The sequence below is a fragment of the Bradyrhizobium murdochi genome, assembly GCF_000472965.1.
GTDB lineage: Bacteria > Pseudomonadota > Alphaproteobacteria > Rhizobiales > Xanthobacteraceae > Bradyrhizobium > Bradyrhizobium murdochi.
Genome location: NZ_AXAU01000001.1, coordinates 601,011 through 622,394, shown reverse-complemented (window position 1 = coordinate 622,394; position 21,384 = coordinate 601,011). Strand labels below are relative to the sequence as shown.

The 21,384-nt window shown below is 58.4% G+C and carries 25 protein-coding genes, 1 tRNA gene and 2 pseudogenes; 17 read left to right on the top strand and 11 right to left on the bottom strand.

The window, feature by feature from the left end; translation table 11 throughout:
• The first annotated feature begins 43 nt into the window (after positions 1-43).
• The 3 genes from YUO_RS0103205 to YUO_RS48445 all read left to right on the top strand — a co-directional run bounded on the left by YUO_RS0103205 (position 44) and on the right by YUO_RS48445 (position 3,280).
• Positions 44-2,722: a glycosyltransferase gene (locus YUO_RS0103205; RefSeq protein ID WP_028346001.1), complete on the top strand. Its 2,679-nt coding sequence runs from the start codon at positions 44-46 to the stop codon at positions 2,720-2,722.
• Between the two features lie 147 nt (positions 2,723-2,869).
• Positions 2,870-2,945, top strand: a tRNA-Lys gene (locus tag YUO_RS0103200).
• A 200-nt stretch (positions 2,946-3,145) separates the two neighbouring features.
• Positions 3,146-3,280 carry a hypothetical protein gene (locus YUO_RS48445; RefSeq protein WP_283806398.1) on the top strand — a complete coding sequence of 45 codons (135 nt, stop codon included), beginning with the start codon at positions 3,146-3,148 and terminating at the stop codon, positions 3,278-3,280.
• Positions 3,281-3,685: 405 nt separating this feature from the next.
• On the opposite strand, the gene YUO_RS46980 is transcribed toward YUO_RS48445, so the two are convergent.
• From YUO_RS46980 to YUO_RS0103165, 6 genes are all read right to left on the bottom strand, one after another.
• Positions 3,686-3,853, bottom strand: coding sequence for a hypothetical protein (locus YUO_RS46980; protein ID WP_198027957.1), 168 nt, complete (start codon positions 3,851-3,853; stop codon positions 3,686-3,688).
• Between the two features lie 101 nt (positions 3,854-3,954).
• Complete coding sequence (locus YUO_RS0103185; protein ID WP_028346000.1) at positions 3,955-4,551, bottom strand: hypothetical protein; 597 nt, start codon at positions 4,549-4,551, stop codon at positions 3,955-3,957.
• 521 nt (positions 4,552-5,072) lie between these two features.
• Positions 5,073-5,321 (bottom strand): hypothetical protein, encoded by a 249-nt coding sequence (locus tag YUO_RS39600; protein ID WP_035725797.1) that lies wholly within the window; start codon positions 5,319-5,321, stop codon positions 5,073-5,075.
• Positions 5,322-5,415: 94 nt separating this feature from the next.
• Entirely contained in the window at positions 5,416-5,694 is a 279-nt protein-coding gene (locus YUO_RS0103175) for a hypothetical protein (RefSeq protein WP_028345999.1), read from the bottom strand.
• Between the two features lie 251 nt (positions 5,695-5,945).
• Positions 5,946-6,155 (bottom strand): hypothetical protein, encoded by a 210-nt coding sequence (locus YUO_RS0103170; RefSeq protein WP_028345998.1) that lies wholly within the window; start codon positions 6,153-6,155, stop codon positions 5,946-5,948.
• Positions 6,152-6,577, bottom strand: coding sequence for a hypothetical protein (locus YUO_RS0103165; RefSeq protein ID WP_028345997.1), 426 nt, complete (start codon positions 6,575-6,577; stop codon positions 6,152-6,154). Before YUO_RS0103165 ends, YUO_RS0103170 begins: the two co-directional genes overlap by 4 nt.
• Before the next feature lie 315 nt (positions 6,578-6,892).
• Here YUO_RS0103165 and YUO_RS0103160 point away from each other — a divergent pair, with 315 nt between their 5' ends.
• The 5 genes from YUO_RS0103160 to YUO_RS46975 all read left to right on the top strand — a co-directional run bounded on the left by YUO_RS0103160 (position 6,893) and on the right by YUO_RS46975 (position 8,811).
• Positions 6,893-7,168, top strand: coding sequence for a hypothetical protein (locus tag YUO_RS0103160; protein WP_235782613.1), 276 nt, complete (start codon positions 6,893-6,895; stop codon positions 7,166-7,168).
• 49 nt (positions 7,169-7,217) lie between these two features.
• A complete protein-coding gene (locus tag YUO_RS0103155) occupies positions 7,218-7,535 on the top strand; it encodes a hypothetical protein (RefSeq protein ID WP_028345995.1) in 318 nt (105 codons plus the stop codon).
• 239 nt (positions 7,536-7,774) lie between these two features.
• On the top strand, positions 7,775-8,029 hold the full coding sequence (locus YUO_RS39595) for a TVP38/TMEM64 family protein (protein ID WP_028345994.1): 255 nt from the start codon (positions 7,775-7,777) through the stop codon (positions 8,027-8,029).
• A gap of 18 nt (positions 8,030-8,047) precedes the next feature.
• A complete protein-coding gene (locus YUO_RS48845) occupies positions 8,048-8,365 on the top strand; it encodes a VTT domain-containing protein (RefSeq protein WP_083754442.1) in 318 nt (105 codons plus the stop codon).
• 98 nt (positions 8,366-8,463) lie between these two features.
• Positions 8,464-8,811: a hypothetical protein gene (locus tag YUO_RS46975; protein ID WP_198027998.1), complete on the top strand. Its 348-nt coding sequence runs from the start codon at positions 8,464-8,466 to the stop codon at positions 8,809-8,811.
• Between the two features lie 60 nt (positions 8,812-8,871).
• On the opposite strand, the gene YUO_RS0103140 is transcribed toward YUO_RS46975, so the two are convergent.
• Complete coding sequence (locus YUO_RS0103140) at positions 8,872-9,234, bottom strand: DUF6894 family protein (protein ID WP_347335908.1); 363 nt, start codon at positions 9,232-9,234, stop codon at positions 8,872-8,874.
• Between YUO_RS0103140 and YUO_RS0103135 the strand changes: the two genes are divergently transcribed.
• A complete protein-coding gene (locus YUO_RS0103135; RefSeq protein WP_028345991.1) occupies positions 9,233-9,427 on the top strand; it encodes a hypothetical protein in 195 nt (64 codons plus the stop codon). The two genes, YUO_RS0103140 and YUO_RS0103135, sit on opposite strands and share 2 nt — an antisense overlap.
• Before the next feature lie 168 nt (positions 9,428-9,595).
• Here YUO_RS0103135 and YUO_RS0103130 read toward each other — a convergent pair whose 3' ends face one another.
• Positions 9,596-9,799 carry a cold-shock protein gene (locus YUO_RS0103130; RefSeq protein ID WP_028345990.1) on the bottom strand — a complete coding sequence of 68 codons (204 nt, stop codon included), beginning with the start codon at positions 9,797-9,799 and terminating at the stop codon, positions 9,596-9,598.
• Between the two features lie 1,275 nt (positions 9,800-11,074).
• On the opposite strand from YUO_RS0103130, the gene YUO_RS0103120 reads away from it, so the two are divergent.
• Both YUO_RS0103120 and YUO_RS45900 read left to right on the top strand, forming a co-directional pair.
• Positions 11,075-11,284 (top strand): hypothetical protein, encoded by a 210-nt coding sequence (locus tag YUO_RS0103120; protein ID WP_028345988.1) that lies wholly within the window; start codon positions 11,075-11,077, stop codon positions 11,282-11,284.
• Between the two features lie 120 nt (positions 11,285-11,404).
• A complete protein-coding gene (locus tag YUO_RS45900) occupies positions 11,405-11,590 on the top strand; it encodes a hypothetical protein (protein ID WP_156908453.1) in 186 nt (61 codons plus the stop codon).
• An 83-nt stretch (positions 11,591-11,673) separates the two neighbouring features.
• Here the strand turns inward: YUO_RS45900 and YUO_RS39590 are convergent.
• A pseudogene (locus YUO_RS39590) lies at positions 11,674-12,592 on the bottom strand (sialate O-acetylesterase).
• Between the two features lie 978 nt (positions 12,593-13,570).
• Here YUO_RS39590 and YUO_RS47545 point away from each other — a divergent pair.
• Positions 13,571-14,008 carry a hypothetical protein gene (locus YUO_RS47545; RefSeq protein ID WP_235782612.1) on the top strand — a complete coding sequence of 146 codons (438 nt, stop codon included), beginning with the start codon at positions 13,571-13,573 and terminating at the stop codon, positions 14,006-14,008.
• Positions 14,009-14,969: 961 nt separating this feature from the next.
• Here the strand turns inward: YUO_RS47545 and YUO_RS48840 are convergent.
• A complete protein-coding gene (locus YUO_RS48840) occupies positions 14,970-15,221 on the bottom strand; it encodes a hypothetical protein (protein WP_083754440.1) in 252 nt (83 codons plus the stop codon).
• A gap of 790 nt (positions 15,222-16,011) precedes the next feature.
• On the opposite strand from YUO_RS48840, the pseudogene YUO_RS47535 reads away from it, so the two are divergent.
• A pseudogene (locus YUO_RS47535) lies at positions 16,012-16,238 on the top strand (hypothetical protein).
• A 326-nt stretch (positions 16,239-16,564) separates the two neighbouring features.
• On the opposite strand, the gene YUO_RS45895 reads toward YUO_RS47535, so the two are convergent.
• Entirely contained in the window at positions 16,565-16,714 is a 150-nt protein-coding gene (locus tag YUO_RS45895; RefSeq protein ID WP_156908452.1) for a hypothetical protein, read from the bottom strand.
• A 458-nt stretch (positions 16,715-17,172) separates the two neighbouring features.
• Between YUO_RS45895 and YUO_RS0103085 the strand changes: the two genes are divergently transcribed.
• The 4 genes from YUO_RS0103085 (at position 17,173) to YUO_RS43580 (ending at position 21,357) form a co-directional block, all read left to right on the top strand.
• The gene (locus tag YUO_RS0103085; protein WP_028345985.1) at positions 17,173-17,406 is read left to right on the top strand and encodes a hypothetical protein; all 234 of its coding nucleotides are present in this window, start codon (positions 17,173-17,175) and stop codon (positions 17,404-17,406) included.
• A 1,836-nt stretch (positions 17,407-19,242) separates the two neighbouring features.
• The gene (locus tag YUO_RS0103075) at positions 19,243-20,130 is read left to right on the top strand and encodes a class I SAM-dependent methyltransferase (RefSeq protein WP_156908451.1); all 888 of its coding nucleotides are present in this window, start codon (positions 19,243-19,245) and stop codon (positions 20,128-20,130) included.
• 130 nt (positions 20,131-20,260) lie between these two features.
• Positions 20,261-20,950 (top strand): glycosyltransferase family 2 protein, encoded by a 690-nt coding sequence (locus YUO_RS0103070; protein WP_028345983.1) that lies wholly within the window; start codon positions 20,261-20,263, stop codon positions 20,948-20,950.
• Entirely contained in the window at positions 20,947-21,357 is a 411-nt protein-coding gene (locus YUO_RS43580; protein WP_028345982.1) for a DUF2304 domain-containing protein, read from the top strand. The genes YUO_RS0103070 and YUO_RS43580 overlap by 4 nt, the downstream gene beginning before the upstream one ends.
• Positions 21,358-21,384 lie beyond the last annotated feature (27 nt).

Genomic DNA, 21,384 nt, shown 5'->3' with positions numbered 1-21,384 from the left:
GTTCGCTTCCTATAAATTGCAGCCCCGTATGGTTTAGTCACCGATGCGCGCCATCGTTGCCGTTCTGCTGTTCGTCACCGCAGCTCACGCCGGGCTGTGGGGCCTATTCCAGGAAAAGCAAGCGGCGCCCGATTTCAGGGGCATTTTACCGAGCGTCTCCTATGCGCCGTTCGAGGGTTCGGCGCATCCCGACGTCGACAATATTCCGCAGATCGAAAAGATTCGCGCCGACCTGAAGAAGCTCTCGACGATCACGCGCGCGATTCGTCTCTACTCCTCGACCGGTGGCGTCGAACTAGTGCCGCCGATCGCTGCCGAATTCGGCCTGAAGGTCACCGTCGGCGCCTGGATCGACAAGAATTCCGATCGCAACAAGCGCGAGATCGAAGCGGCGATCAACCTCGCCAAGCGCAACAGCAACGTCAACGGGATAGTCGTCGGCAACGAAACGATTTTCCGCGGCGAGCAAAAGATCGACGACCTGGTCGAGCTGATCAAGCAGGTCAAGAAATCCGTCAACGTTCCCGTGACGACCGGTGAGATCTGGAACATCTGGCGCGACAATCCGGAACTGGCGTCCTCTGTCGATTTCATCGCCGCGCACGTGCTGCCGTATTGGGAGAACTTCACCGACAAGCAAGCCGTCGATCAGGCGGTGGCCATGTTCCAGCTCCTGCGCGATCAGTTTCCCGGCAAACGGATCGTGATTGCCGAGTTCGGCTGGCCGAGCGCTGGATACAATTTGAAGAACGCCGAGCCCGGCCCGTTCGAACAGGCCTCGGTGCTGCGCAATTTCGTCACCCGCGCCGAAGCCATCGGCATCGACTACAACATCGTCGAGGCGATCGATCAGCCCTGGAAATTCTTCGAAGGCGGCGTCGGCCCCTATTGGGGCATCCTCGATGCCAATCGCGAACCGAAATTCGCGTGGACCGGCCCGATCGTGAACGAGAACTATTGGAAGCTCGCCGCGATCGCGCTACTGATGGGCATCCTGATGTCGCTGCCGATCCTGCGGATCGAGCAGCCGACAATCATGCAGGCGCTGCTGCTTTCAGCGGCAGCGAACGGCGTCGGCGCCTGGGTTTCCACCGTGTTCGCCTACTGGGCCGGGCATTATTTCGTGTTCGGCTCGGCGTTTGCGCTGACGCTTGGCCTGATCCTGCTGGTTCCGCTGATCCTGATCGCGATGGCGCGCATCGACGAAATCGCCGCGATTGCCTTTGGCCGCGGTCCGCGCCGGCTGATTACCAAGAGCGCGCCGTTAGCGCCCGCCACCATCGGCGAGAACGTCGCCTTCCCCAAGGTTTCGATTCACATCCCCGCTTACTACGAGCCGGTCGAGATGCTGAAGCAGACGCTGGATGCGGTGTCGCGGCTCGACTACCCGAATTTCGAGTGCGTCTGCATCATCAACAATACGCCCGACCCGGAATTCTGGCGGCCGATCCAGGACCACTGCCGTGCGCTCGGCGAACGCTTCAAGTTCATCAATGCCGAGAAGGTGCAGGGCTTCAAGGCCGGCGCGCTTCGCATCGCCATGGAGCGCACCGCGGCGGATGCCGAGATCATCGGCATCATCGACGCCGACTATGTCGTGCATCCGGACTGGCTGAAGGATCTCGTGCCTGTTTTCGCCGACCCGCGCGTCGGCCTGGTGCAGGCGCCGCAGGAGCATCGCGACGGAGACCGCTCGCTGATGCACTACATCATGAACGGCGAATATGCCGGGTTCTTCGACATCGGCATGGTCCAGCGCAACGAGTTCAACTCGATCATCGTGCACGGCACGATGTGCCTGATCCGCCGCTCCGCGATGGATATGGCCGGCGGCTGGTCCAGCGACACCATCTGCGAGGACACCGATCTCGGCCTAACCATCCAGCAGCAGGGTTGGCTGACGCACTACACCAACGTCCGCTATGGCGAGGGCCTCCTGCCCGACACCTATGAGGCGTTCAAGAAGCAGCGTCACCGCTGGGCCTATGGCGGCTTCCAGATCGTCAAGAAGCACTGGCGGCGCTTCCTGCCCGGCGCGAGCCGGCTGACGCCGGACCAGCGCCGCGAATTTTCGCTGGGCTGGCTGAACTGGCTCGGCGCCGAAAGCCTGGGCGTGGTGGTCGCGATCCTCAACCTGATCTGGGTGCCGATCGTGGCCTTTGCCGACATCGCCATCCCCGACAAGATCCTGACGCTGCCGATCATCGGCTCCTTCGTCGTCTCGCTGGTGCATTTCGTGGCGCTCTATCGCCTGCGGGTGAATATCAAAGCCGGCCAGATGCTGGGCGCCATGATCGCGGCAATGAGCGTGCAATGGACGGTGTCGCGCGCGGTGGCCCAAGGCTTGATCACCGAGCATCTCGCCTTCGCCCGCACCTCCAAGGGCGGGCTGTCGCGGATGTCGATCGAATTCCAGGCGTTCTGGGAGGCTGTGATCGGCGTGCTGCTGCTGATCGGCGCCGCCGTCCTGGTCGTCACCAACGGCTACAAGGAAGTGCGCGAGATCTATATCTTCGCGGGAGTGCTGGTGCTGCAAAGCCTGCCGTTCCTTGCGGCGGTTGCGATCGCGGTGTTGGAAAACTCCCGCATCAATTCCTTCGCCTTCTGGCGCAACAGCGCGGTGCGGACGGCGGAACTGATCGGGCTGCGCCCGGTCACCCTGCCGACGGTCAACACCCAGTCCCAGCCGGTCGCCTCCGAGATTCGCCGTGAGGTCAACTAACCGCCGTGGAGCGATTGGCGACGGGTAGTTGAAGATTCCGAACTAACCTTTAGCTAGCTAAAGAGAATTGGGATCGAGCAGACCACGAATTTGCCGTGCTTGTGCTATTGACCCGCAGGGGCCCGCCCCCTACACAGCGCGGCGAGTGAGCGCGTAGCTCAGGCGGTAGAGCACGTGACTTTTAATCATGGGGTCGAGGGTTCGAGTCCCTCCGCGCTCACCATTGAAAATACTGAGATATTTTTCCATCCTGTCGCGCCGGATCACCTCATATTTCGACCCTGGGTAACAAGCGGGGTAACGGAAGTGACGCCTGATCCCCTTCGTGTGAAGCTCGACCCTCCGCCCTTGGCAGGTCCGCTTGACGTGTCTCGAGCATGTCCTGCAGCATGGGCCCAGCGGCGCAATTTTGCGAGCCCTCACATGGTCTGGGTCATATTGGGCGGCGGGAAGCGGCTTGCGCAGATCTTTCTGGGAACAGTCGCGCTTATCGGCCTGTTCGTAATGGCATTCGCCAGCGATGTCGGCATCGTCACGACCGCGCGGTGGTGGCACTGACCATCATTGTATTCATTCTACTCATGTCGTTGACGCGGCGAGAACGGCGCGGCTAAGGGGAATATCAATCCAGTAAAAGCGCATGCCGGGCCGGGCGAAGTCGAGAGCGCGCTGGGGCAAGGAAAAGGTCGGCGGTGACGCCGAGCCGTCTTCCTAAGTTGCAGTCGCAATCAGTTCAGCGGATTCGCCCTCCGATCCGGGACGGGTGCGAGGGTCGCCGCGCAACGGGCGTGCGCGGTAGGTCAGCAAACTCAGAGGAATGGTAGTCTCGTCCTTCCGGCGTGGTGATGTAGATGTCGTAACACCCAGTTTGCGACATTTCGCGAGCCTTCTTCAGCGCAGCCTCGGGGGTCTTCCTCCGATGCAGGATTTCGCCGTCCTTGCACTTCGCCTTTATCGAGAATCTCATTTCTTCTTTTTCTTGTTCTTTTTGTTCTTCTTCATGACTTCGGCCTGAGCTCTGAAGGCCTGGGCCAAAGATTTCATTTGATCCGCCACAAACTCGTCAGCCGCGTTCGCCGCCGCGCGTTCTGCAGTGACTGCCTGCTGGCGGATTGCTTTGGCCATCTTCATAAAAGTTCAATTGCCAACCTTGCGCGGGGTTCCAGGCAGTAATGGAACCTTGCGGTCAGACCGGGTCGACTCTTGCCACGCTTTGTCGGTCCATCAGACCATCAAACGCCGCCCTGACGGCTGGCAGCGTATCTTTCGATCTCTGCATTCCAATGAATGGCGACGTTCTTCGCTCCCGCAAACTGATTGTTGATCAGAAACGTGCCCACGTCCCGGAGGTAACCGGCAAAGTGCTCGCCATCGTCGCTTAGCTGCATGACCTCTGGCGGTGGAGCGGGTAGCCCAGCGCCATGCGCCCGATTTAGCAAGGCTTGCAGGTCCGGCATGCGGTCACTTATGCACGTCGGCCACCGTTGGTTAATCTGGCCAGCGCGCTCAACAATGAAGTCTGAAAATTCCCTCAGATCGTATCCCAGCAGTGCAAGCTCCGCTTCCCTTTCGGCGCTTCGGCTGCGAAATAACGCATCAGCCCACAGGCCGATCGCCAATCCGATCAGGAAAGTCAAAGCTGGATAGAAGACCCAGTGTTCCGTGACTGCAGCAGCTTTGGCGAGCGCCCACTGGAGACCCTTTGTGGGGTCGTCGAGATACCCAATGCGGTCTCCCCATTTTTCAATGGCTTTGGCAACCAATATACCGACGCCGAGAGACCCCAGGATCCATAGGCTTGCCTTCCTTGCCGCAGATCGCCAATTCATGGGACACTCCGCTGCACCGAAGTTAGCTGAACGTCGATAAGTGGCAAGTCAGCCTGAAGAGACGGGCGCGAAAAAGCCGCCGCTGGAGGACAGCGACGGCTCTGCGCATTACTACCCGCGAGGATGTCTCGCCGCGATTAATCGATCGGAATCGCCGGGCTTGTCGCGGCAGAATTCTCTCCCGCCGGACGACAACGTGCCGTACCAAGTTGACAACTTCCTGAAACAAACTGGGCCTAGCTTCCGTCCCTGGCGATAGGGTGCCGGCGAAGGCTTTGGCATGATGATTGCTCGTCGACGACCATTTGGATGCACGACTTATTTGCGTAGAGGAGTATTAGGAATGGAACAGATTAATCAGGTTTCCGAGCGTCTATTTCAGGCTTCGACCGATCTCCGGACCAGAATGGCCGAACTTAGGGCCCTCCGAGATGCCGTGCAGGTGGCCGAGAAACAGGGTCCATTAAGCCCGAGATGGTCGCACAGCCTCCAGGCATCGAGCTGCTCGCTTAACAGGCGGACTACTGATCGCGAGACTTCGTCTGCCCGACATCGTTCGACGGCTGATTGAGCATCTGTAGTTTACGCTCGATCTCGGCCTTGCGGGCTTTTAGCCTTTCGCTAAGGACATCCTGCATCATTTCGCGGAGCTCGAACAGCTCATCGATTGTCATGGATTCCCACTCATCACTCAACATGTCGCCGCGCCCCTCGCGATCATGAAAAAAGTCGATGAGTGGATGAGAAATGGGCAATACGGCGGTGAACAAGAGATTATGCACACCGCAGAACTACGGATTGGCGCTCGGCCCGCCCTTGAGGTTCGTGCCCAGCAGGCGCTGTTTACGAGTCGCTGGCCCTGGGTCAATCAACCATGAACCTGCCTGGCGCGTACCAGTCAGGTCCGCAGTGCCGGCTCTTCCAATCGCATCGGCTGCTGATCCGGATCATGTCGGCCGCCTCGGGCACATACGAGATGGTCCTCACAAGCATCTTGAGCTCGTACACCTCAGATGCAAGCGCGTCTGTTCGGCGCTGCAAGAGTCTAAGTTGTCGGAACTGGAGGGCGACCAGAATGAATGTGCTGACGAGCAGCAAGTCGGCGACAGGATCGTCAAATAACCAGAGGAAACCCTGCAACATCGTGAGGCTCCCAAATGCTTTAAAAACCCGAACCTAGCCGCCTGATTTTCACCGGTCCACCATCGCCAGATTGTTTGCCATTATCGATGCACCGGAGCGGAACGAGATGGGGTCCCGCCCCTACCCGCGTTAGTGGCGACGGACGTATTGCGCCAACGCCTTGAAAGAACTTGCCGTTGCCGCCAAGCATTCGCTCGACTCTAAAAGAAAAAGCCCGGCGCTGAGGCCGGGCCGGTAGGCGATTAACTGCCTCACTTGCTGGGTGCAGCGTGCTCCTCCAGTTTCTTTATGCGCATGAGGATGTCGTGCAGGCAGAACGACAGCGCTTCGCTCGCCTCCTCGTAGTCCCGGCGGAATACCTCGCCCATGCCGTCCAGCGCTCGAAGGCCAAGAATGCTCATCTGACGAAGTTCGAACAGTGCGTCGTCAGCGTTGTGTGTGGTGGTGGAGCTATTGGTCATGCCGCGGCTCCTTCCTGCCAGAGTTCAGGAAGCGCCTCGGCGATGTTCTCGAGCAAACCGACTTGCCAGTCATCCGGCCACTGACCGTCGTAGGATACGGCGTGCTCGATCAACGTCTGTAAGCCCTCTCTGGTACTGGGGAGCACTTCGAGAAGCGCCCACGCGGCATCGGTCTCGGCATTCCAGGCTTGGCCAAGCTCTCGTTCTGCTTCGATCCATATCGGATCATCGGTCTCGACGATGTTGTCGATGTCGGAGCGACGCCTTTCCGCCGGTAGCTCACTCTCGAGCTTGCCATAGCGATCGACCCACGAGACCACTTTGGCATGAGCTGCCTTGTGCGCCTCAATGGCCCCGAGGATCGGATCAAGGGCTTGCCCAGCGGCCGCGGACGATCCCGGCAGCGGAAAGTGCCGTTGCAAGAGACGCGGCTCCAGCGGTCATTGCCGCGGCTTGAGACAGGAATCGGCGCCGAGAGGTGTCGGCGGCGGTCGGCCCGGCGGTGTTGTTTAAGGACGTGTTTGTGGGTGGCGTGCTAAGACGCGGATCAGCTCGGGTCATTTGGATTCCACTCCTTGTGTGGCTCGGGTTAGAGCCGAGGGGAAGTTGCCGCTTCCCTTCGGCTTGCTTTTACGTTAAACGTAATTATGTCGAAGTCAATATCCGTTAAACGTAAAAAGCCGGGCCGACCTGCAACTGGTACCGACCCCCTAATGGGCTTCCGGGCTTCGCCTGTGATGCGCGCATCCGTCGTGAGATGGGCGGAAAACCAGCCCGACAAGCCAACGCTATCTGAAGCCATCCGCCGGCTGGTTGAGTTAGGCCTGACCGTCAAAACAAGTGCCCGGCAGGCTAGTGAGGGCCAGAGGCTCCGCGCGCGCGAGATGGCCGGCAAGGCGATCGACAAGATGGCTGACGCTGCAGCCACCCCCGACGACCAAGCCACGCGGAAGAAGCGCCTGCTTAAAGGGCCGGAAGAATTTCAGGTCGTCCGAAAGGATCGCGCAAAATGAACGAAGCCATCTGCCGGCTGGTCGATCTGGGGCTCAAGGCGAAGAAGTGATGCGGCAGTCGATGCAGCGCTTTGCGGTGTTGGTCCTGCTTTTCGCGCTTATCGGCAACGTCGGTAGCAAAGCGGACGACCTACTGCCGCAACTGAGAAAAAACTACGAAGGTTGTGTCTACCGCGCAGTTCGTTCGCAAGATGAAAAATTAAGGCCTACGGGCGGCACCTCTGAAGCGATCGAGCTGGCATTCGAAGCTTGTCAAAGCGAAGAACGAGAAATCGTAGAACACCTAAATGCTATCGGCATGGCGCCAGCTACGGTTGATAAGGCCTTACGGGCCTTCAAACTGAGGCTGCAGAAGACGGTTCGATAAGAGAGATCGGGCGAGAGATTGCAAAAGGTCTGGATAGTATTTAGCGCCTTAGGGACGACCGCTCTTTGATTGCTAAAGATAGATCGCTGAGCGGGTTCGTATGAAAAGGGGCCCGCCAGCGTCGCACGCGAGAGAGCCAGGTGCTCGGCTCCATTGGCTGGGTCGATCCGCGGCCGATTGGACTAAAGTCACTAATTATGGCAATGGGCCTTAGTTGAGCTGGCCGCACGCAATTTGAGATGACAGACCACATCATCGATGCCTTCCAACGATGGGGAGACCTTTCCGCGACGTCGGGCGCTGCCCTTGGGCTGTTTTTCGTGCTTGCAGCGCTGGTAGTCTTTCCTCGTACGATCCTCATCGTCGCAGCCGGCGCCTCCTTTGGTATTGGCGCGGCGCCTATCATCCTTGTGGCTGGCGTTGCGGGAGGGGCGCTGGCATTTCTGTTATCCAGACACATCGCCGCTGATTGGTTTCGGCGAAAGCTCAAATAGCGGCCAAACCTCGACGCCATTGCCGAAGCCGTTGATAAGGAGGGCTGGCGCATCATCGCGCTCATGCGACTAGGCGCTCCCGTTCCGGGGGCACTGCAGAACTATCTCTTTGGTCTTACAAGAATCAAGCTCATCACTTTCATGCTGGTCACCCTGATCTTCAACGCTCCCCAAGTGTTCATATTCACCTTTCTCGGAGCGACGGGGCGAGCGTCACTGGTTGGGGATAAGCCACTCGGGCTTGCCCTTTTGCCGATTTTGGCAACTGTCGCAATCTTCGCTCTTGTTACTTGGCGCGTACGAAAACTGCTCAGCGCGAAGTATGAGGGTGGTTGAGTTGGTCGAGAGAGGTTGACGATCCGATTTGTCGAGCGGATATACAAGCTTGAGCGCAAAGACCTCCGTTGGGGGAAACGGAAGCTCAAGAAACGCTAATGACCGTTTTTGTCTACATCAACACCAGCAAGCAGGTCGGCGACCCTGAGCACATCAAGGTGTTCGCCAATGTGGATGCCGCGGAAAATGGTTCGAGGAGAACGACCCTGAGGGCGTCGCCTTTGAGTATGAAGTGCTCGAATGAAAAGAGGCCGCCAGAGGCGGCCCTACTGCTGAGGAAGTATCACTGGCCCGACAACCAAGCGGAAGGCCGGAACCCAAGCGGTGTTCCAGCTTTCCATCGTGGCCCCGCAAACCGAGCATTCAAAGCTGCTGACCTGTCTGCCCGAGGCCATGGATTCGGTGCGGTTATAAACCGCGCCGCACTTGCACGACCTATGATGTGATTCAGCCATGCGCTCATTATGCGCTCGGCCGCTTGCGATCGCCACTCTTAAATCCCGGTCTCAGTCCCTGTGCCGATCAATCTCAAAGGTGAACTTCACCTGTAGAACCGGGCCGTGGTTGTCACGGACTTCGATTGCTATCTGGTGCCCCGGCCCGTCGCGGTTCTTTCTGACCGCGTCCCGCGCCATGTCGGCCAGTGAGCGGGCGGCCTCTTCTTGCACTCGCTCAATGCTGGGAAGTTCCAGCCCTTCCTCGTCAGGAGAGAGATCGTCCCCCTCTCTCAAGTCAAAGTAGTACCGCCGCATCGTCACCGACCTTCGCACCGAGGGTAGAACCATGAAACTCGGAAGTTGTTCGCGCAACCAGTAGGAACGAAGTCCATTTTTCTGAATTTGAGTCGCGCTCAGTAAGGCGCGTACCATGAACACCCCCGATCAGGACATCGTCCTGCGGGCTATGGAGGATGCCAGGCGCATCCTCGGGGAATACATCGCACCCGGCCCGCGCGACGCCACGACAACGGTGCACCGGTTAATAGCCGTGCTCGATCGAGACGAAGTTGTCCAGGCTCTCGATCGCATGAAGCGGCGCCGGACCATACGGCTCGTGGAATGAAGCGGCCCCGGCAATACGCAACGCACCGGGGCCGCCGACCTTGGAGATTACCCCCGGCTAAGCTCTGGGGACATGCAGCCAGGGGCCGTGCAGAATAGCCGGCCATCGGGGCGCGGTCTGTACGGCCGCTGACAAAGGGCAGCGTGGACCGCCGGATGACTGCGACTATCAGCCCACTCTGAGGTTTTCGGCAGACTCCTTACCTCGGTTCGCTACGACTTCGTAGCTCACCTTCGCGCCCTCGTTCAGACTGCCCAGACCTGCTCTCTCGACGGCCGAGATATGGACGAACACGTCCTTGCCGCCAGCGTCGGGCTGAATAAATCCATAGCCCTTTGTCGCGTTGAACCACTTCACTGTCCCTGTCGCCACGTCAATTCTCCCCATCGATTCGAAACACGGAATGATGGTGACAGAAACCGGGCGAAAGGAAGGGCCCGCGGAGGTACCCTTTGCACGCAAAAGCCGCCGCTGGGTTGAGACAGCGACGGCTCTACGCATTACTCTCGCGAGTGATGACCTCCGCGATTGCTTTGAGCTTACGGGCCCGAAGTTAACGAAGGGTGGCGTTGGTGTCGTCTCAGCCGCCACGCTCAAACCTGAGCTTGTAGCGGGCGATCAGGAGTCGGATCAGGCGCCTTCGTTGCCCCCTTTCAAGACGACAACGGGCGCAGGCCTCTTTCGCTAGAGGCTCAGCCCGCAAATTGAAATCGTCCCGTAAGACTCCGGGTGTGGCTCTCAAATTAGACGAATCCTGTTGAAGCTGCCGTCGTCCCTCTTCACAATGAGGTATTAGTATTAGTTAGTGAGGGTTTTTTTAAATGCCTTCTCTTCAGCCGCGTATTGACGCCTACTCCACCCTGTCCGCAAATCTTCTGACTGATCTCCGCGATTTGGATTTATTGCGCGAGTTAGTCAGGCAAGCGCATGTAGCGGGCTGCGGTCCGTCGTCGAAAGTCCAGGAAGGAAGTCCGCCAGCGTGAACCGGCGCGCGCCTGGGAACGGGAGGCAGCTAGCCGCGTTTGGTGTGAGCGCCAAGAATAGCCCCCTGGCGCATTGGAATGACGGCCCCAGCAAAGATGCGCAGGCGTTGCTGCCCATTTCGCGCGCGGTTGGTTGCAGAACTCTTGTCGGAGACGACCGCGCCGATATTTCCCCGCTAAGAAACGACTGGTCTGCGGCGGCTCAGGCGGCCCAAGCTGGCGCGCGTCGCGATCCGGGAGTACCCGCCCTAAAACTTTTATTCAGGAGCAAGCCACCCGTTTTGGGACCCAGTCTTTGGACTTGCGAGCAATGAAAGACTGGATTTCGCAGGCTTGAAATTTCCCCCTATAAAGAAGGAATTGCTCTGGGCTGAAGAATGCCGTTGCCCTTGATTTCAAAGACAAAAAATTCATCCGGAAGTTCGCGGAAAATGACTATTTGGGAATTTCACGCCCCTGAAATTCCGGGATTGTTCCGGCCGCTCGTCAGTATTTATTACCGGGATAACATTCCGGCGCGCCGCGTCGTTTCACTGTCACGAATCCATAGCCTTGGATCCTTACACTAGGTAGGCGGCACGGTTTATGCTTGCTCCCGGAGTGTGAGTACAGGAGACCTCAGATTTCCAATCATTGATTTTCGACCGATTATTAGGAGTACAATATGATTGATGAGAATTGCGCTCGGCTTAGAACGCATCGCGGCAACATTCAGCGCTATCGCCAATTGCTAGAAACCAGCCTGACGGACTTCGAACGCGAATTTGTCGCCAAACGGCTCACCGAAGAGCTGTCGGCCATGGAAACGCTCTCTGCGATGACGCCAGCAATCCCATCCCGGGATTCACGAGCACAGCCTGACCACAAGCTGTAACGGAGGCCCCGGCGTATGTCGTTCGAACCTCGTACGCCGGGCCTTTAGCGCCCTACGATGCAGACGGGCGCAACCGAGAGAGTAGCATAGCAGGGCTGGTAAGGGGCGTAGAGGTGCAACATGGAACAGTCGCTTGAAGCCCGGACGCATCGCCTTCTGCAAATCTCGATCGACCTTCACGACCAAATGGCTGAAATTCAGAAACTTAGAGAGATGGTGCGATCAGCGCAGGCCGCAGAGCGCGGCCAAGAGCCGGTCCATGCTGCGACCGTGGCGCAGCCCGTCGGCGATGAGCTGAGCGTCTAAGTAAGCGGACCAGCGCCTGCAAGACTTCGTCGGCCCGACATCGCTCAGCGGCTGATCGAGCATCTCCAGTCTACGCTCGACCTTCACGGCACGTTTGAGAGCAAGTCTGCCCAGGCTTTGGCGACCTTCTGTTCTCCCGATGAGCCGAAATGGCAATCGTCGTATCGATCCAAATCGTCAAGCAGGGCGTCTGAATTAACTCCGCTTCTCAGGTTGGCACCGGGGTCAGGGAGCGCCAGTTGAGCGCGCGCGACGGCGTTGTCGGGAGAGTGGGAGCGTTCCTCCATTTGTTACTCCCAAGCACTTGGTCGCGATGCCAATGTATACCGGCGCCGCCACGTTATGAGATCTCAACGAGTTAACCAGCGACAAGAAGCGGTCGCGGTAGTCCTTCTCGCTCGTTCCCTTCACGTAGTCGATCTCACCTTGCACCCAGAGTACGTGCGTCACAAGATGTCCTTGCCGCTGCAGACGGCTCGCGGTGTCGGTCATGATTGCGTTCAAATCGCCGCCCGGCCCCCAACGGGAGACCTCAGAGCCGCTTATGGACACGGGAGCCAGTACGACTTGGTCGAACGATCCGCGTTCCAGCAGAAGATTGCCGATCTGGGTCCAATACTCACCGCCGATGCCATCGGATCCCAGCAGGGGCGACGCGGCGACATAACATCGTCCATCGAAAAAATTCACAACCTTCTCTCCGTGTTCCGAGCGGAACCGTTGCCCCCCGTGATTTCCAGCGTTGGACTGCCCGATCAGCAGCAGAACGGCTGTACGGTTCGTCTGCTCCGGGCAGGTGACAGCTTTCTTCTGATCGCCCGAAACGAGCCGTCCCGTTTGATCAAACGTGTGGAGGTCTTCAGGAGCCGTCCTGCCCGCGACGCCAGACTTCAGCGCCTGCAAAAACGGAAACGGAAATAATTGCTGGCGCGCACTATAGGCTCCAAACAAATACGTCGCGGTCAGGACAAGAATTGCTAACAAAAACCTCACGGGTGACATCTGCATTCAGAACACCTGACAATCTGGCTCAGCGTTGGGCAATTGGCGCAACGATTGATGGCGCGAAAAGGGCCTTGGCAAGCGGTGCGTTATTCTGACGCCCGAGCGGGACACCACAATTGCGGCCGTCATTTTGCTCTTCGCGTGACTTTGAGCCACCTCCAGCTGGTGCCCTCACGGGCGCGCACATCAATCTCCGGTCAAGCGCTTTGCCAGCGGCCTCTGCTACTCGCGCTACGCCGGTCTCGATATCCTTCGCGCAGCGGCAGAGCGCCCCCACTGGCATAGTCGATGCAGATGAGGCTCCCATGATCAAGGGGAGCAAAGGCTGCGCCTGATCACCATCCTGTTGACCGGGGAGGCCTTTCGCTGGCGTCGGAACTGCGTTTGAAGGGTCATGGTTCCTTCCGTAGTTCTCCGGCCGTGAACATAGTTCCGCCTTCCCGGTTGCGTTAATAACGCCGGTACAGTTCCGGGTGAATTAGAGAAAGACGACGTGACGCGCAGTTAAAAGCTCATCCCTTGGAAGCTTCGTAGGCTCAAGACCGTCCCGTCGAAATGTTAGTTCGTCGTAGCGCAGATGCGCGGTGGCGGGTGCCATTGCATTTGACACGGAGCACCAAAATGGTTTCCACGCGGGACAACAAGTTCGTGGAAGGGCAGATCGAGAGCTGTCTTTCGAACTTGCTAATCGAAGCCGGAGTGCATCCTTCGGCCCCGCCGACCACTATGAAGACGTCTCGCGTCCCGCGGGCAACGATTCATCGATCAGCGGGTTGGCACTATGTGGTTTTCGTCTGCTCTCTCGTGACAGCATCCGTTGGTGGCGCTACTTGGTGGTTGTCGTCCTCCGCTCATACAGCGATGATGGCCCCCTCGGACCCAGCACCTCTGTCAGAGGCCCCGCCGGGAGCCGTCAAAGACGCAGCGCCAAATGCCGTCGCGATGTCTTCCGACTTGGCGCAGCAACTCCAACCGATGACGCACGATCTCGCTGCCTTGAGGCAAGCGGTAGAACAGCTCAGTGTGAGGCAAGAACAATTGGTCCGCGACAATGAAAATGTCGCGAGCCAACTCAAGGCGAGCCAACAAGAAATGGCACGCAACAACAGTATCATCGAGCAGGTCAAAGCGACCCAGATCCAGATGGCGCGCGAAAGCCAAACGCTCACCGAGCGGCTCAACGCAAGCCAGGAACAACTCGCCCGCGTCATCGCCAACGCTTCTGAGCCAACAGTGATGCCTGCAGAGCCAAAGGTGAGCCCCGAACAGCCAAAGGTAATGCCCGAGATACCACTGCCGCGTCCGCGGCAGTCGGCCAATGTCGCCCAGGCGCAAAAGCCATCGCCAACCGCGGCCCGGCCACAAGCCCAAAAACAGCAATCGCCATTAGCATGGCCGTGGTCAGTGCGCTAATGCCGTCTACCTTCCTTTCTGCGACGTGATGAGAAGTAGCGCAGCATTGCAGTTGTTCGCATGACATTGGCATCTCCCGTCCAGCGCGTGATTGCGCCGGCAGATGCAAGAGCCTGAGCCGACAATCCATGAAGTGCGTTTCGCGCTGAACTGACTGGGTGTGACAGGTACGAAAACAGCCGACCCTGTATGCAGGAGCGCGAACCGGGCGCGGCTTGGCCCGCAGCGCGAGCCGGCCGAGAATAAAAGTGGCCCCAGCGCGAGCGCCGAGGCCAAAAATATTCCGAAAAGCAACTCCAGTTTTCGATTTCCCGGAGACATCAAATCAAGTCGGCTCTGCGCTCCGCTCCGTCCGGGCCGACAGTCTCAGGGAAACGTCTTTAAGTGCAAGGCCGCGCGATAATGCCAGTTCAAGCCAACTCGCGCGCGGTGCTGAGGTGGGAGAGCTCCCTAAGCAGTTCGATCACCTCGGAGACCGCATGAAAAGGAGGGTCATCCCTTTGCCTCAGGGAGGTGTCACTGCTCGCAAAAAGGGCAGTGCTAGAAGATCGATTTCATCAGCTCAACCAGCCGCGGAGCGATTTAGCAAGCGCGAAGCCCGCTCACGGGTGAAGCCGTCGATCTAACTAAACCGCCAATCGAGATTCGGTGTACGAAGCGGTGTCGCCCGGCGAAGGTAGGGGACGCCTTTGTGCCGTTGACGCTTGCAGCGCCTCTGCAATACGGACCGTCTCTCTGAGCTTTTGAAGTTCGGCCATGCGGTGGGAAAGATCGAGGTCTATCTGCGAGAGACGCTGCTCCGATGAAATAAATTGGCCCATGTCTAATCCTCGGTCGTTTTGACACCATGCCCTCCAAGCCCATCAGGCAGGCATCGCGAACTTTGGCGAGTTAGTCGCGGCAGCCTTCGGGGCAGTAGAACGCTCCGCCTCGCCCCCGCGGCTGAGGTTCCATGTATCAACTAAGGCCTGTTGCCTGGGTTTCCTGGGCCTGTTCCCGGACCATCGTTGATTGGCGGATTTCCCGGGGGCTGCGGATCAATGCCGTTGCCGACGCCGTTGTTTCCCCTGGCACCAGACGCCGAGATCGCGCCTGAGGTCAAGGTTGTCGACAACAATAGCGTAATCGCCGGCGGGGTGATTGCTGCGAATTTTCCGCAGGCTGCTAGGAATTTCCGCCGATCGGCTTCGGCCTCATTCTCCAAATGGGCCATAGAAAGCCTCCTTTTGTCGTGAGAAAAGTGAGACCTGCGCCACCACCATCATTGAAAACTCGGCAGAGTCAAATAACATTTAATTGCCATTTAATCCCGGATAACAGTACACGTTGCCTGACGAGTCCCATGCTTGATCTCGTGCAGATCGCTGAGACAGCGTGAACGCCCATCGAGCGCATTCCGTCGAAAGTTATTTTTCGGCCCGCCGGTTCACGCTGTCGGGGCCTGCCCTTTGTCGGGGCCGTACAGACGTGCGCGCATGGCGCGCTAAATCGTATTGAACGACAGCGAATTCATAGAGATTGACGTACGAGATTGGACCGTACCGAATTCGGCAAACAGGCCGACTATTCCATCCCCTCAAGCTCGTGAACGTCCCATAGCGAAATTGCCAGGATAATGAGCGATGGCGTCCACGCGAGCATGGCTCCAAATGCTATCGCTTGCAAAGTGGTCATGGATCTTTCCCAAATTTCCACTCACCAACTAACATCAGCAAACTAATTTGAACCTTCAGTTTGACCGGGGGTTGCCAACACCAAGCCTTTTCTGCGCGAAGAGTTCCCCGCTTGGTGTGACTTCCGGGAACAATTACGTGTGCAATGCAATGCTGCAGTGCTCCCAAACAAGCGCGCGCCGACATCAGGCCGCTCTTCGATGACGCCGGGGTGTACAATTTCCTCTAAGTGCGTCCCTAACGGGCAGACAGTAATTTGAAGCAAATATAATTATCATCTCAAATTAAATCAGGATAACTCTCGTCTAAATTACCGGCTCGGAGGCAGTCATGGATCACCGCGAGCAACAAGAGACCGAAGACCGCCGGAAATTTCTGATTTCAACTGGCAGGCTTGCAGCCGTAACACCCCCAGCAATAACGCTGCTGCTATCGACATCTCTCACCTCTGATGCGGTCGCGCATTCTGGCGCGAACTTCCATGGGAGCCGAAAGGCAACAACGGCTACGGCAACGGCGACGGCAGCCCAAACGGCAAGCCTGACAAGTATCGTTAGGTAGCGAGTATCGGCCGCCGATATCGCATCGGCCGCAGGTTCCGCAAGCAGCCCTGTCCACTCAGGAGAAATAGGCAACGACTTAGGAACTTATCATCGCGAGAGTCGTATCCTTCGACCACTGGGTGCAGGGTGCGCGTAGGAGGGGCTGATGAGGGCTAAAGTCCAGATTCCGAGCTACTACCTGTATCAATTGGACAAAGATAACACTGAGCTAATCCGAAGGTTTGCTGAGCTCGCGACTCTGCGGGAGCTGGTTCGACAAAAAGAGGCAGCCCTGCGCGCGGAGCGAGCGTATCGCGAAAGATCGACGACTATGTTGCCGATTAAGGCCGGCGATCCCTCCCGCCGTCACTATCGGACGGCTGGTTGAGCTGACGTATTCGATCTTCCAGCAGCGTCTTCCTGGCGATCAGCTTTTCACGAAGAACTGACTGCATCAGTTGGTGAAGCTCGAACAGTTCTTCAATCGACATTGACTCCCACTCACGAGGCATGACGCGTCTCCGCGATCACGAAAGCAATTGATTGTTGCTCACGATATCGAAACTTTAGAGATATGGGAGAGAGGCTCAGTCGCAACGCGCAGAAAGTATTAAATTAGGATCTACAGTTCGAGAACCTGACCGCGCGCCCTAAGCTGGCAAACGTGAAGAAAAAAGGCCCTGGCGCGGGGATCGCGCCGGGGCCATCGGGGTATTCCCATTCCAGTCAGCCAGACAGCGTAGTGGGTACCCGTCTGGCACCCAAATGGGCGGGAAAATCTGGCAATAGTCAACGGAGCGGTGAAGATGAGGGAGGACAATGAAAACTAGTTCCGCCGCTTGCTTGTACGCTCGGGTGGAAGGCGCCAAACGATCGCCTAGGAACCACTCGGTTGCCTCCCAAGTTTCTACCACGTGTCAACTTGTTTGACTTTGCACAGGGGCGTTTGATGAAGGAGCTCTCTGCGCTCGAGTTGGCCATAGCGTCAAGCCTAATGGCCGGCGCCATGCAAGCGGCAATGCTTCAGTCGATGGTCCGCAATAATCTCATTACCGCCGAGGAAGGCCATGAGATCTACGAGCAGGCACTTTTGATGCTTGAGACTAACCAGACCATGACTTCCTCGCCAGACGTGTTCGAGGCCGCTCGCGAACTGATCGAGCAACATCTTCGGAGTTCATAGACCAATCGGCTGCCTATTCGGAAAGTTATTGGTCTACCACGGTGACCGCTCGGAGCAAGGCGGATCCGACACATGGTCGCCTGTTGCTCGTCCTCGGCCACACTCCACAATCGGCAACTTCACCTGCAGAACCGTCGTCGTCACGGACTTCGATTGCCATTTGGTGCCCCGCCCCGGCGTCGTTCTTTCTGATCGCGTCCCGTGCCATGTCGGCTAGTAGCGGGCGGCCTCTTCCTGCACCCGCTCACTGTTAAGAAGTTCCAGTCCTTCGTCGGGGCGAGATCGTCGCCCTCTCTCAAGTCACAGTGGTAAGCGCGCATCGGCACCCGCCTTCGTCCCAAAGGTAGAACTGGGAAATCGGAAGTTGTTCACGCGCACAAGCACGCGGCGAAAAAGAACGAGGCCTCGGGGTGCCTAGGAGTTCCAGTTGCCCTCAGGATAGAGCCCTGGATCACCGATACTTTTCGTCTTTGCCGTTCGTAGCCGTTGTTGCCCCTTGGCCCGCCACCCGAATGCGCGATTGCATCCGAGGTCAGAGAAGTTGAAAGCAGCAGCGTAATTGCGGGGCTTCACGGCTGCAAACGACCAGCTGAGATTAGGAACTTGCGCCGGTCTTCGATCTCACTTTGGTCGCGATCGTCCATCGCGCGCGCTCTCCTTTTCAGAATGAAAAATATTAATTCCGCCATTTACGGGGCGGCAACTATGAAAAGGGAGCCGTTTAATCATATTATATGACGCTTCGGAACCGCGTTTATTTGGGCGTCCAGCCAATTCGAGCCGCCAACTTGCTTCGCTCATATTTGTCCAGCCATGTGTAACAAAGCGGGCAGACCTTCACGCGTCCAGGGGAATAACCTGCAAGGTTCTGAGTGGTGCGTTGGTGAGAGGATTAAAAGATGAATCAGTTTATTTCATCGGACCAGCGTCTCTCGCAGATAGACCTCGATCTTTCCCACCGCATGGCCGAACTTCAAAAGCTCAGAGAGACGGTCCGTATTGCAGAGGCGCTGCAAGCGTCAACGGCACAAAGGCGTCCCCTACCTTCGCNGGGCGACACCGCTTNGTACACCGAATCTCGATTGGCGGTTTAGTTAGATCGACGGCTTCACCCGTGAGCGGGCTTCGCGCTTGCTAAATCGCTCCGCGGCTGGTTGAGCTGATGAAATCGATCTTCTAGCGCTGCCCTTTTGGCGAGCAGTTTTTCGCGGAGAACTGACTGCATCTTTTGAATTATTGCTCGCGAGGAAACTTCAGAGATATGGGAGAGAGGCTCAGTCTCAATGCACTGAAGAAAACGATCCTGACCGCGTAGTCCGTCATAAGAGCTGTCTGGTGAATAAAAATGGTCCCAGCGCGGGGTCAGGCCATACAAAGTCTTCCCCCACTTTCAAATAGCCAGACAGGGTAGCGGGTACCCGTCTTACGCTCCAATATAGGCGGGACAATCTGGCAATATCTGTCGAATGGTCAACAGAGCGGCCATCCTGAACAGGACTGCGGCAGCGCTCCGCATTCGCGCGTGCTCAACGGCTCGTGCGCGGCATCCGCGCCGCATTATACGATGCCACGTGTGAATCGTCGCGCCCTGCCCCCAATCGGCGTCCAAGGTTGCTTGCTCCCTCCGCGTTGTACCTAACCATCTGAGGCATTGTCGAAATAAGACGAAATAAGACTCTGACCAGGGTCACGGTTGGACGCCGAAAGGGCTCAAATATTCGAAGCCCGGACACAGCAAAGCAAGCTGCGACCCCGTGGCCGTTCGCCAAGCGGAACAGTTCGGCATCGGAGGCGTTTTTTTGCACTGGAGAAACGCCGTTGGGGACGCATGTGCTGATGCGAAACGACCGCGCTGCGTTTACGCTTAAGTGTCCCGCGTGCAGTCGGGCGACGCCACATCGGTTTCTTTACATCAAGAACGGTTGCGACATCTTTCAATGTCGGGACTGTGGACTGGGACGCACCGAGGCATCGAGCTTCGATCCCCTCGCCTATTATGACGACGGCTACTTTTCCGGCCGTCAGTCCGACGGCTACGCCGATTATCGCGGCGCCGAACCCGTGCTACGGCGCGAGTTCGCCCGCACCGTCGAGTTCATCCAGCACCGCAAGCCCCAGGGCTCCCTGCTCGAGATCGGTTGCGCCTACGGCTTTTTTCTCGATGAAGCCCGCCGCGCGGGATTTGAGGTGAGCGGCATCGAGCCGGCGGGCCAGGCTGCTGCCCATGCTGGCGATCTCGGCTTGAACGTCATCTGCGGCCTGCTGAGCGAAGCTACTCTCAAGCCGCTTGGCACCCTGGATGTTATCGTCCTTCTCGACGTCATCGAGCATCTGCCCGACCCGCAGAAAGCCCTCGCGTTGCTCGCGGACCATCTCCGGCCGGACGGAATCATCGTGCTGACGACCGGAGACTTCGGCTCCTTGGCGGCGCGGTCGACCGGCGCGCACTGGCGCCTGATGACGCCTCCGCAGCACCTTTGGTTCTTCAATCGCGCCAGCATCGCGTCTCTGGCCCAATCGGTCGGCTTTCGCGTCGAGAGTTCCGATTACCCCTGGAAATTCGTGCCGTTCTCGCTGATCGCCTTCCAGGTCGGTCGCATGCTCGGTCGCAAGATCGCGGCCAGCCCGACCGGCAACCGGTTCGCCATTCCGGTGAACCTGTTTGACGCGATGCGCGTGGTCTTGAGCAAGGCGCCAACATGTCCGGATACGAGCCCCCCATGATGGAGCGCCTCAACGTCGGCCGGATCGCATTGTTGCCGGCGCGTCTCCTGGTTGGAGTCGCGGTGATCGCCTGCGGCCTTGTTGTGGTTTGTTCTGGTTGCCGCTTGTTCCTGTTGTGGGTTGATCAGACATGACCGGCCGGATTCGCAATCCCTGGATCGTTGTCGCGGCGTACAATGAAGCGCCGATGGTCGGCAGCGTCGTGTCCGGCATTCGCCGCGCCGGATACACGGTCGTCGTGGTCGATGACGGCTCCAGTGACCGGACCGGCGACGTTGCATTGCTCGCAGGCGCGGTCGTCGTCCGGCATCCGGTCAACCTCGGACAGGGCGCCGCGCTGCAGACCGGCATCGACTACGCCCTCAAGCGGCGTGCGGATGCGCTCGTCACGTTCGACGCCGACGGCCAGCATTCCCCCCTGGCCATCGCGGCGCTGCTCGCGGCGATCGAGCAGCCCGGCATCGATTTCGCGCTCGGCAGCCGCTTTCTCACCGGCGCGACGGCAAATCTGCCGGTGTCGCGCCGCATCCTGCTCAGCGCTGCGCTTTGGTTCACGCGCGCGAGCACCGGACTGCCGGTCACCGATACCCACAATGGCTTACGGGCGATGACCGCGCGCGGCGCCCGCGCGATCTCCTTGCGACAGAACCGAATGGCGCACGCATCCGAGATCCTGCACCAGATCGCGCAGAGCGGCCTGCGCTTTGTCGAGGTGCCGGTGAACATCGAGTACAGCGCCTATTCGCTGGCCAAGGGTCAACGCATCACCGATGCGCTGGCCATCCTGATCGATCTGTTTGCGCGGAGGCTCTACCGATGATCGCGCAGCTATTGTTGACGGCATTTCTGGCGTTGGTTCTGGTCTACGCCTGGTTGGAGCATCGGACGGTGCCGATCATCGGCCCGCTCGCGAGCAGCGCTGCGATCGCCGGCCTCTACTTCGTTTGGGTGCCGGAGCATGCCACCACGCTTGCAGCCTTCGTGGGAATCGGCCGCGGCTCCGACCTCATCGTCTACACCTGGGTCGTGATCAGCCTGCTCATCATGCTCAACTTGCATCTCAAGTTGCGGCTTCAGCTCGATATGATCACGCGGCTGGCGCGCGCCGTCGCGATCGATCGCGCCAAGGAGAGCCGGCGCGAGGCAGGCCAGCCGCGAAAACGTCGTCCGGTCATGTTGGGCCGAAAGGCCGAGGCGCCCCCGATCGAATTGCAGGCGAAGAAGTAGATGCCGAAGAAGTAGATGCCCTTGTCA

What these genes read in the sequence shown, in the direction of transcription:
- YUO_RS0103205 (WP_028346001.1), top strand. Translation starts at nt 44, where the DNA reads ATGCGCGCCATCGTTGCCGTTCTGCTGTTCGTCACCGCAGCTCACGCC.
- YUO_RS48445 (WP_283806398.1), top strand. Translation starts at nt 3,146, where the DNA reads ATGGTCTGGGTCATATTGGGCGGCGGGAAGCGGCTTGCGCAGATCTTT.
- YUO_RS46980 (WP_198027957.1), bottom strand. Translation starts at nt 3,853, where the DNA reads ATGAAGATGGCCAAAGCAATCCGCCAGCAGGCAGTCACTGCAGAACGC.
- YUO_RS0103185 (WP_028346000.1), bottom strand. Translation starts at nt 4,551, where the DNA reads ATGAATTGGCGATCTGCGGCAAGGAAGGCAAGCCTATGGATCCTGGGG.
- YUO_RS0103175 (WP_028345999.1), bottom strand. Translation starts at nt 5,694, where the DNA reads ATGTTGCAGGGTTTCCTCTGGTTATTTGACGATCCTGTCGCCGACTTG.
- YUO_RS0103170 (WP_028345998.1), bottom strand. Translation starts at nt 6,155, where the DNA reads ATGACCAATAGCTCCACCACCACACACAACGCTGACGACGCACTGTTC.
- YUO_RS0103160 (WP_235782613.1), top strand. Translation starts at nt 6,893, where the DNA reads ATGCGCGCATCCGTCGTGAGATGGGCGGAAAACCAGCCCGACAAGCCA.
- YUO_RS0103155 (WP_028345995.1), top strand. Translation starts at nt 7,218, where the DNA reads ATGCGGCAGTCGATGCAGCGCTTTGCGGTGTTGGTCCTGCTTTTCGCG.
- YUO_RS39595 (WP_028345994.1), top strand. Translation starts at nt 7,775, where the DNA reads ATGACAGACCACATCATCGATGCCTTCCAACGATGGGGAGACCTTTCC.
- YUO_RS46975 (WP_198027998.1), top strand. Translation starts at nt 8,464, where the DNA reads ATGACCGTTTTTGTCTACATCAACACCAGCAAGCAGGTCGGCGACCCT.
- YUO_RS0103135 (WP_028345991.1), top strand. Translation starts at nt 9,233, where the DNA reads ATGAACACCCCCGATCAGGACATCGTCCTGCGGGCTATGGAGGATGCC.
- YUO_RS0103140 (WP_347335908.1), bottom strand. Translation starts at nt 9,234, where the DNA reads ATGGTACGCGCCTTACTGAGCGCGACTCAAATTCAGAAAAATGGACTT.
- YUO_RS0103120 (WP_028345988.1), top strand. Translation starts at nt 11,075, where the DNA reads ATGATTGATGAGAATTGCGCTCGGCTTAGAACGCATCGCGGCAACATT.
- YUO_RS45900 (WP_156908453.1), top strand. Translation starts at nt 11,405, where the DNA reads ATGGAACAGTCGCTTGAAGCCCGGACGCATCGCCTTCTGCAAATCTCG.
- YUO_RS47545 (WP_235782612.1), top strand. Translation starts at nt 13,571, where the DNA reads ATGACGCACGATCTCGCTGCCTTGAGGCAAGCGGTAGAACAGCTCAGT.
- YUO_RS48840 (WP_083754440.1), bottom strand. Translation starts at nt 15,221, where the DNA reads ATGGCCCATTTGGAGAATGAGGCCGAAGCCGATCGGCGGAAATTCCTA.
- YUO_RS45895 (WP_156908452.1), bottom strand. Translation starts at nt 16,714, where the DNA reads ATGTCGATTGAAGAACTGTTCGAGCTTCACCAACTGATGCAGTCAGTT.
- YUO_RS0103085 (WP_028345985.1), top strand. Translation starts at nt 17,173, where the DNA reads ATGAAGGAGCTCTCTGCGCTCGAGTTGGCCATAGCGTCAAGCCTAATG.
- YUO_RS0103075 (WP_156908451.1), top strand. Translation starts at nt 19,243, where the DNA reads ATGCGAAACGACCGCGCTGCGTTTACGCTTAAGTGTCCCGCGTGCAGT.
- YUO_RS0103070 (WP_028345983.1), top strand. Translation starts at nt 20,261, where the DNA reads ATGACCGGCCGGATTCGCAATCCCTGGATCGTTGTCGCGGCGTACAAT.
- YUO_RS43580 (WP_028345982.1), top strand. Translation starts at nt 20,947, where the DNA reads ATGATCGCGCAGCTATTGTTGACGGCATTTCTGGCGTTGGTTCTGGTC.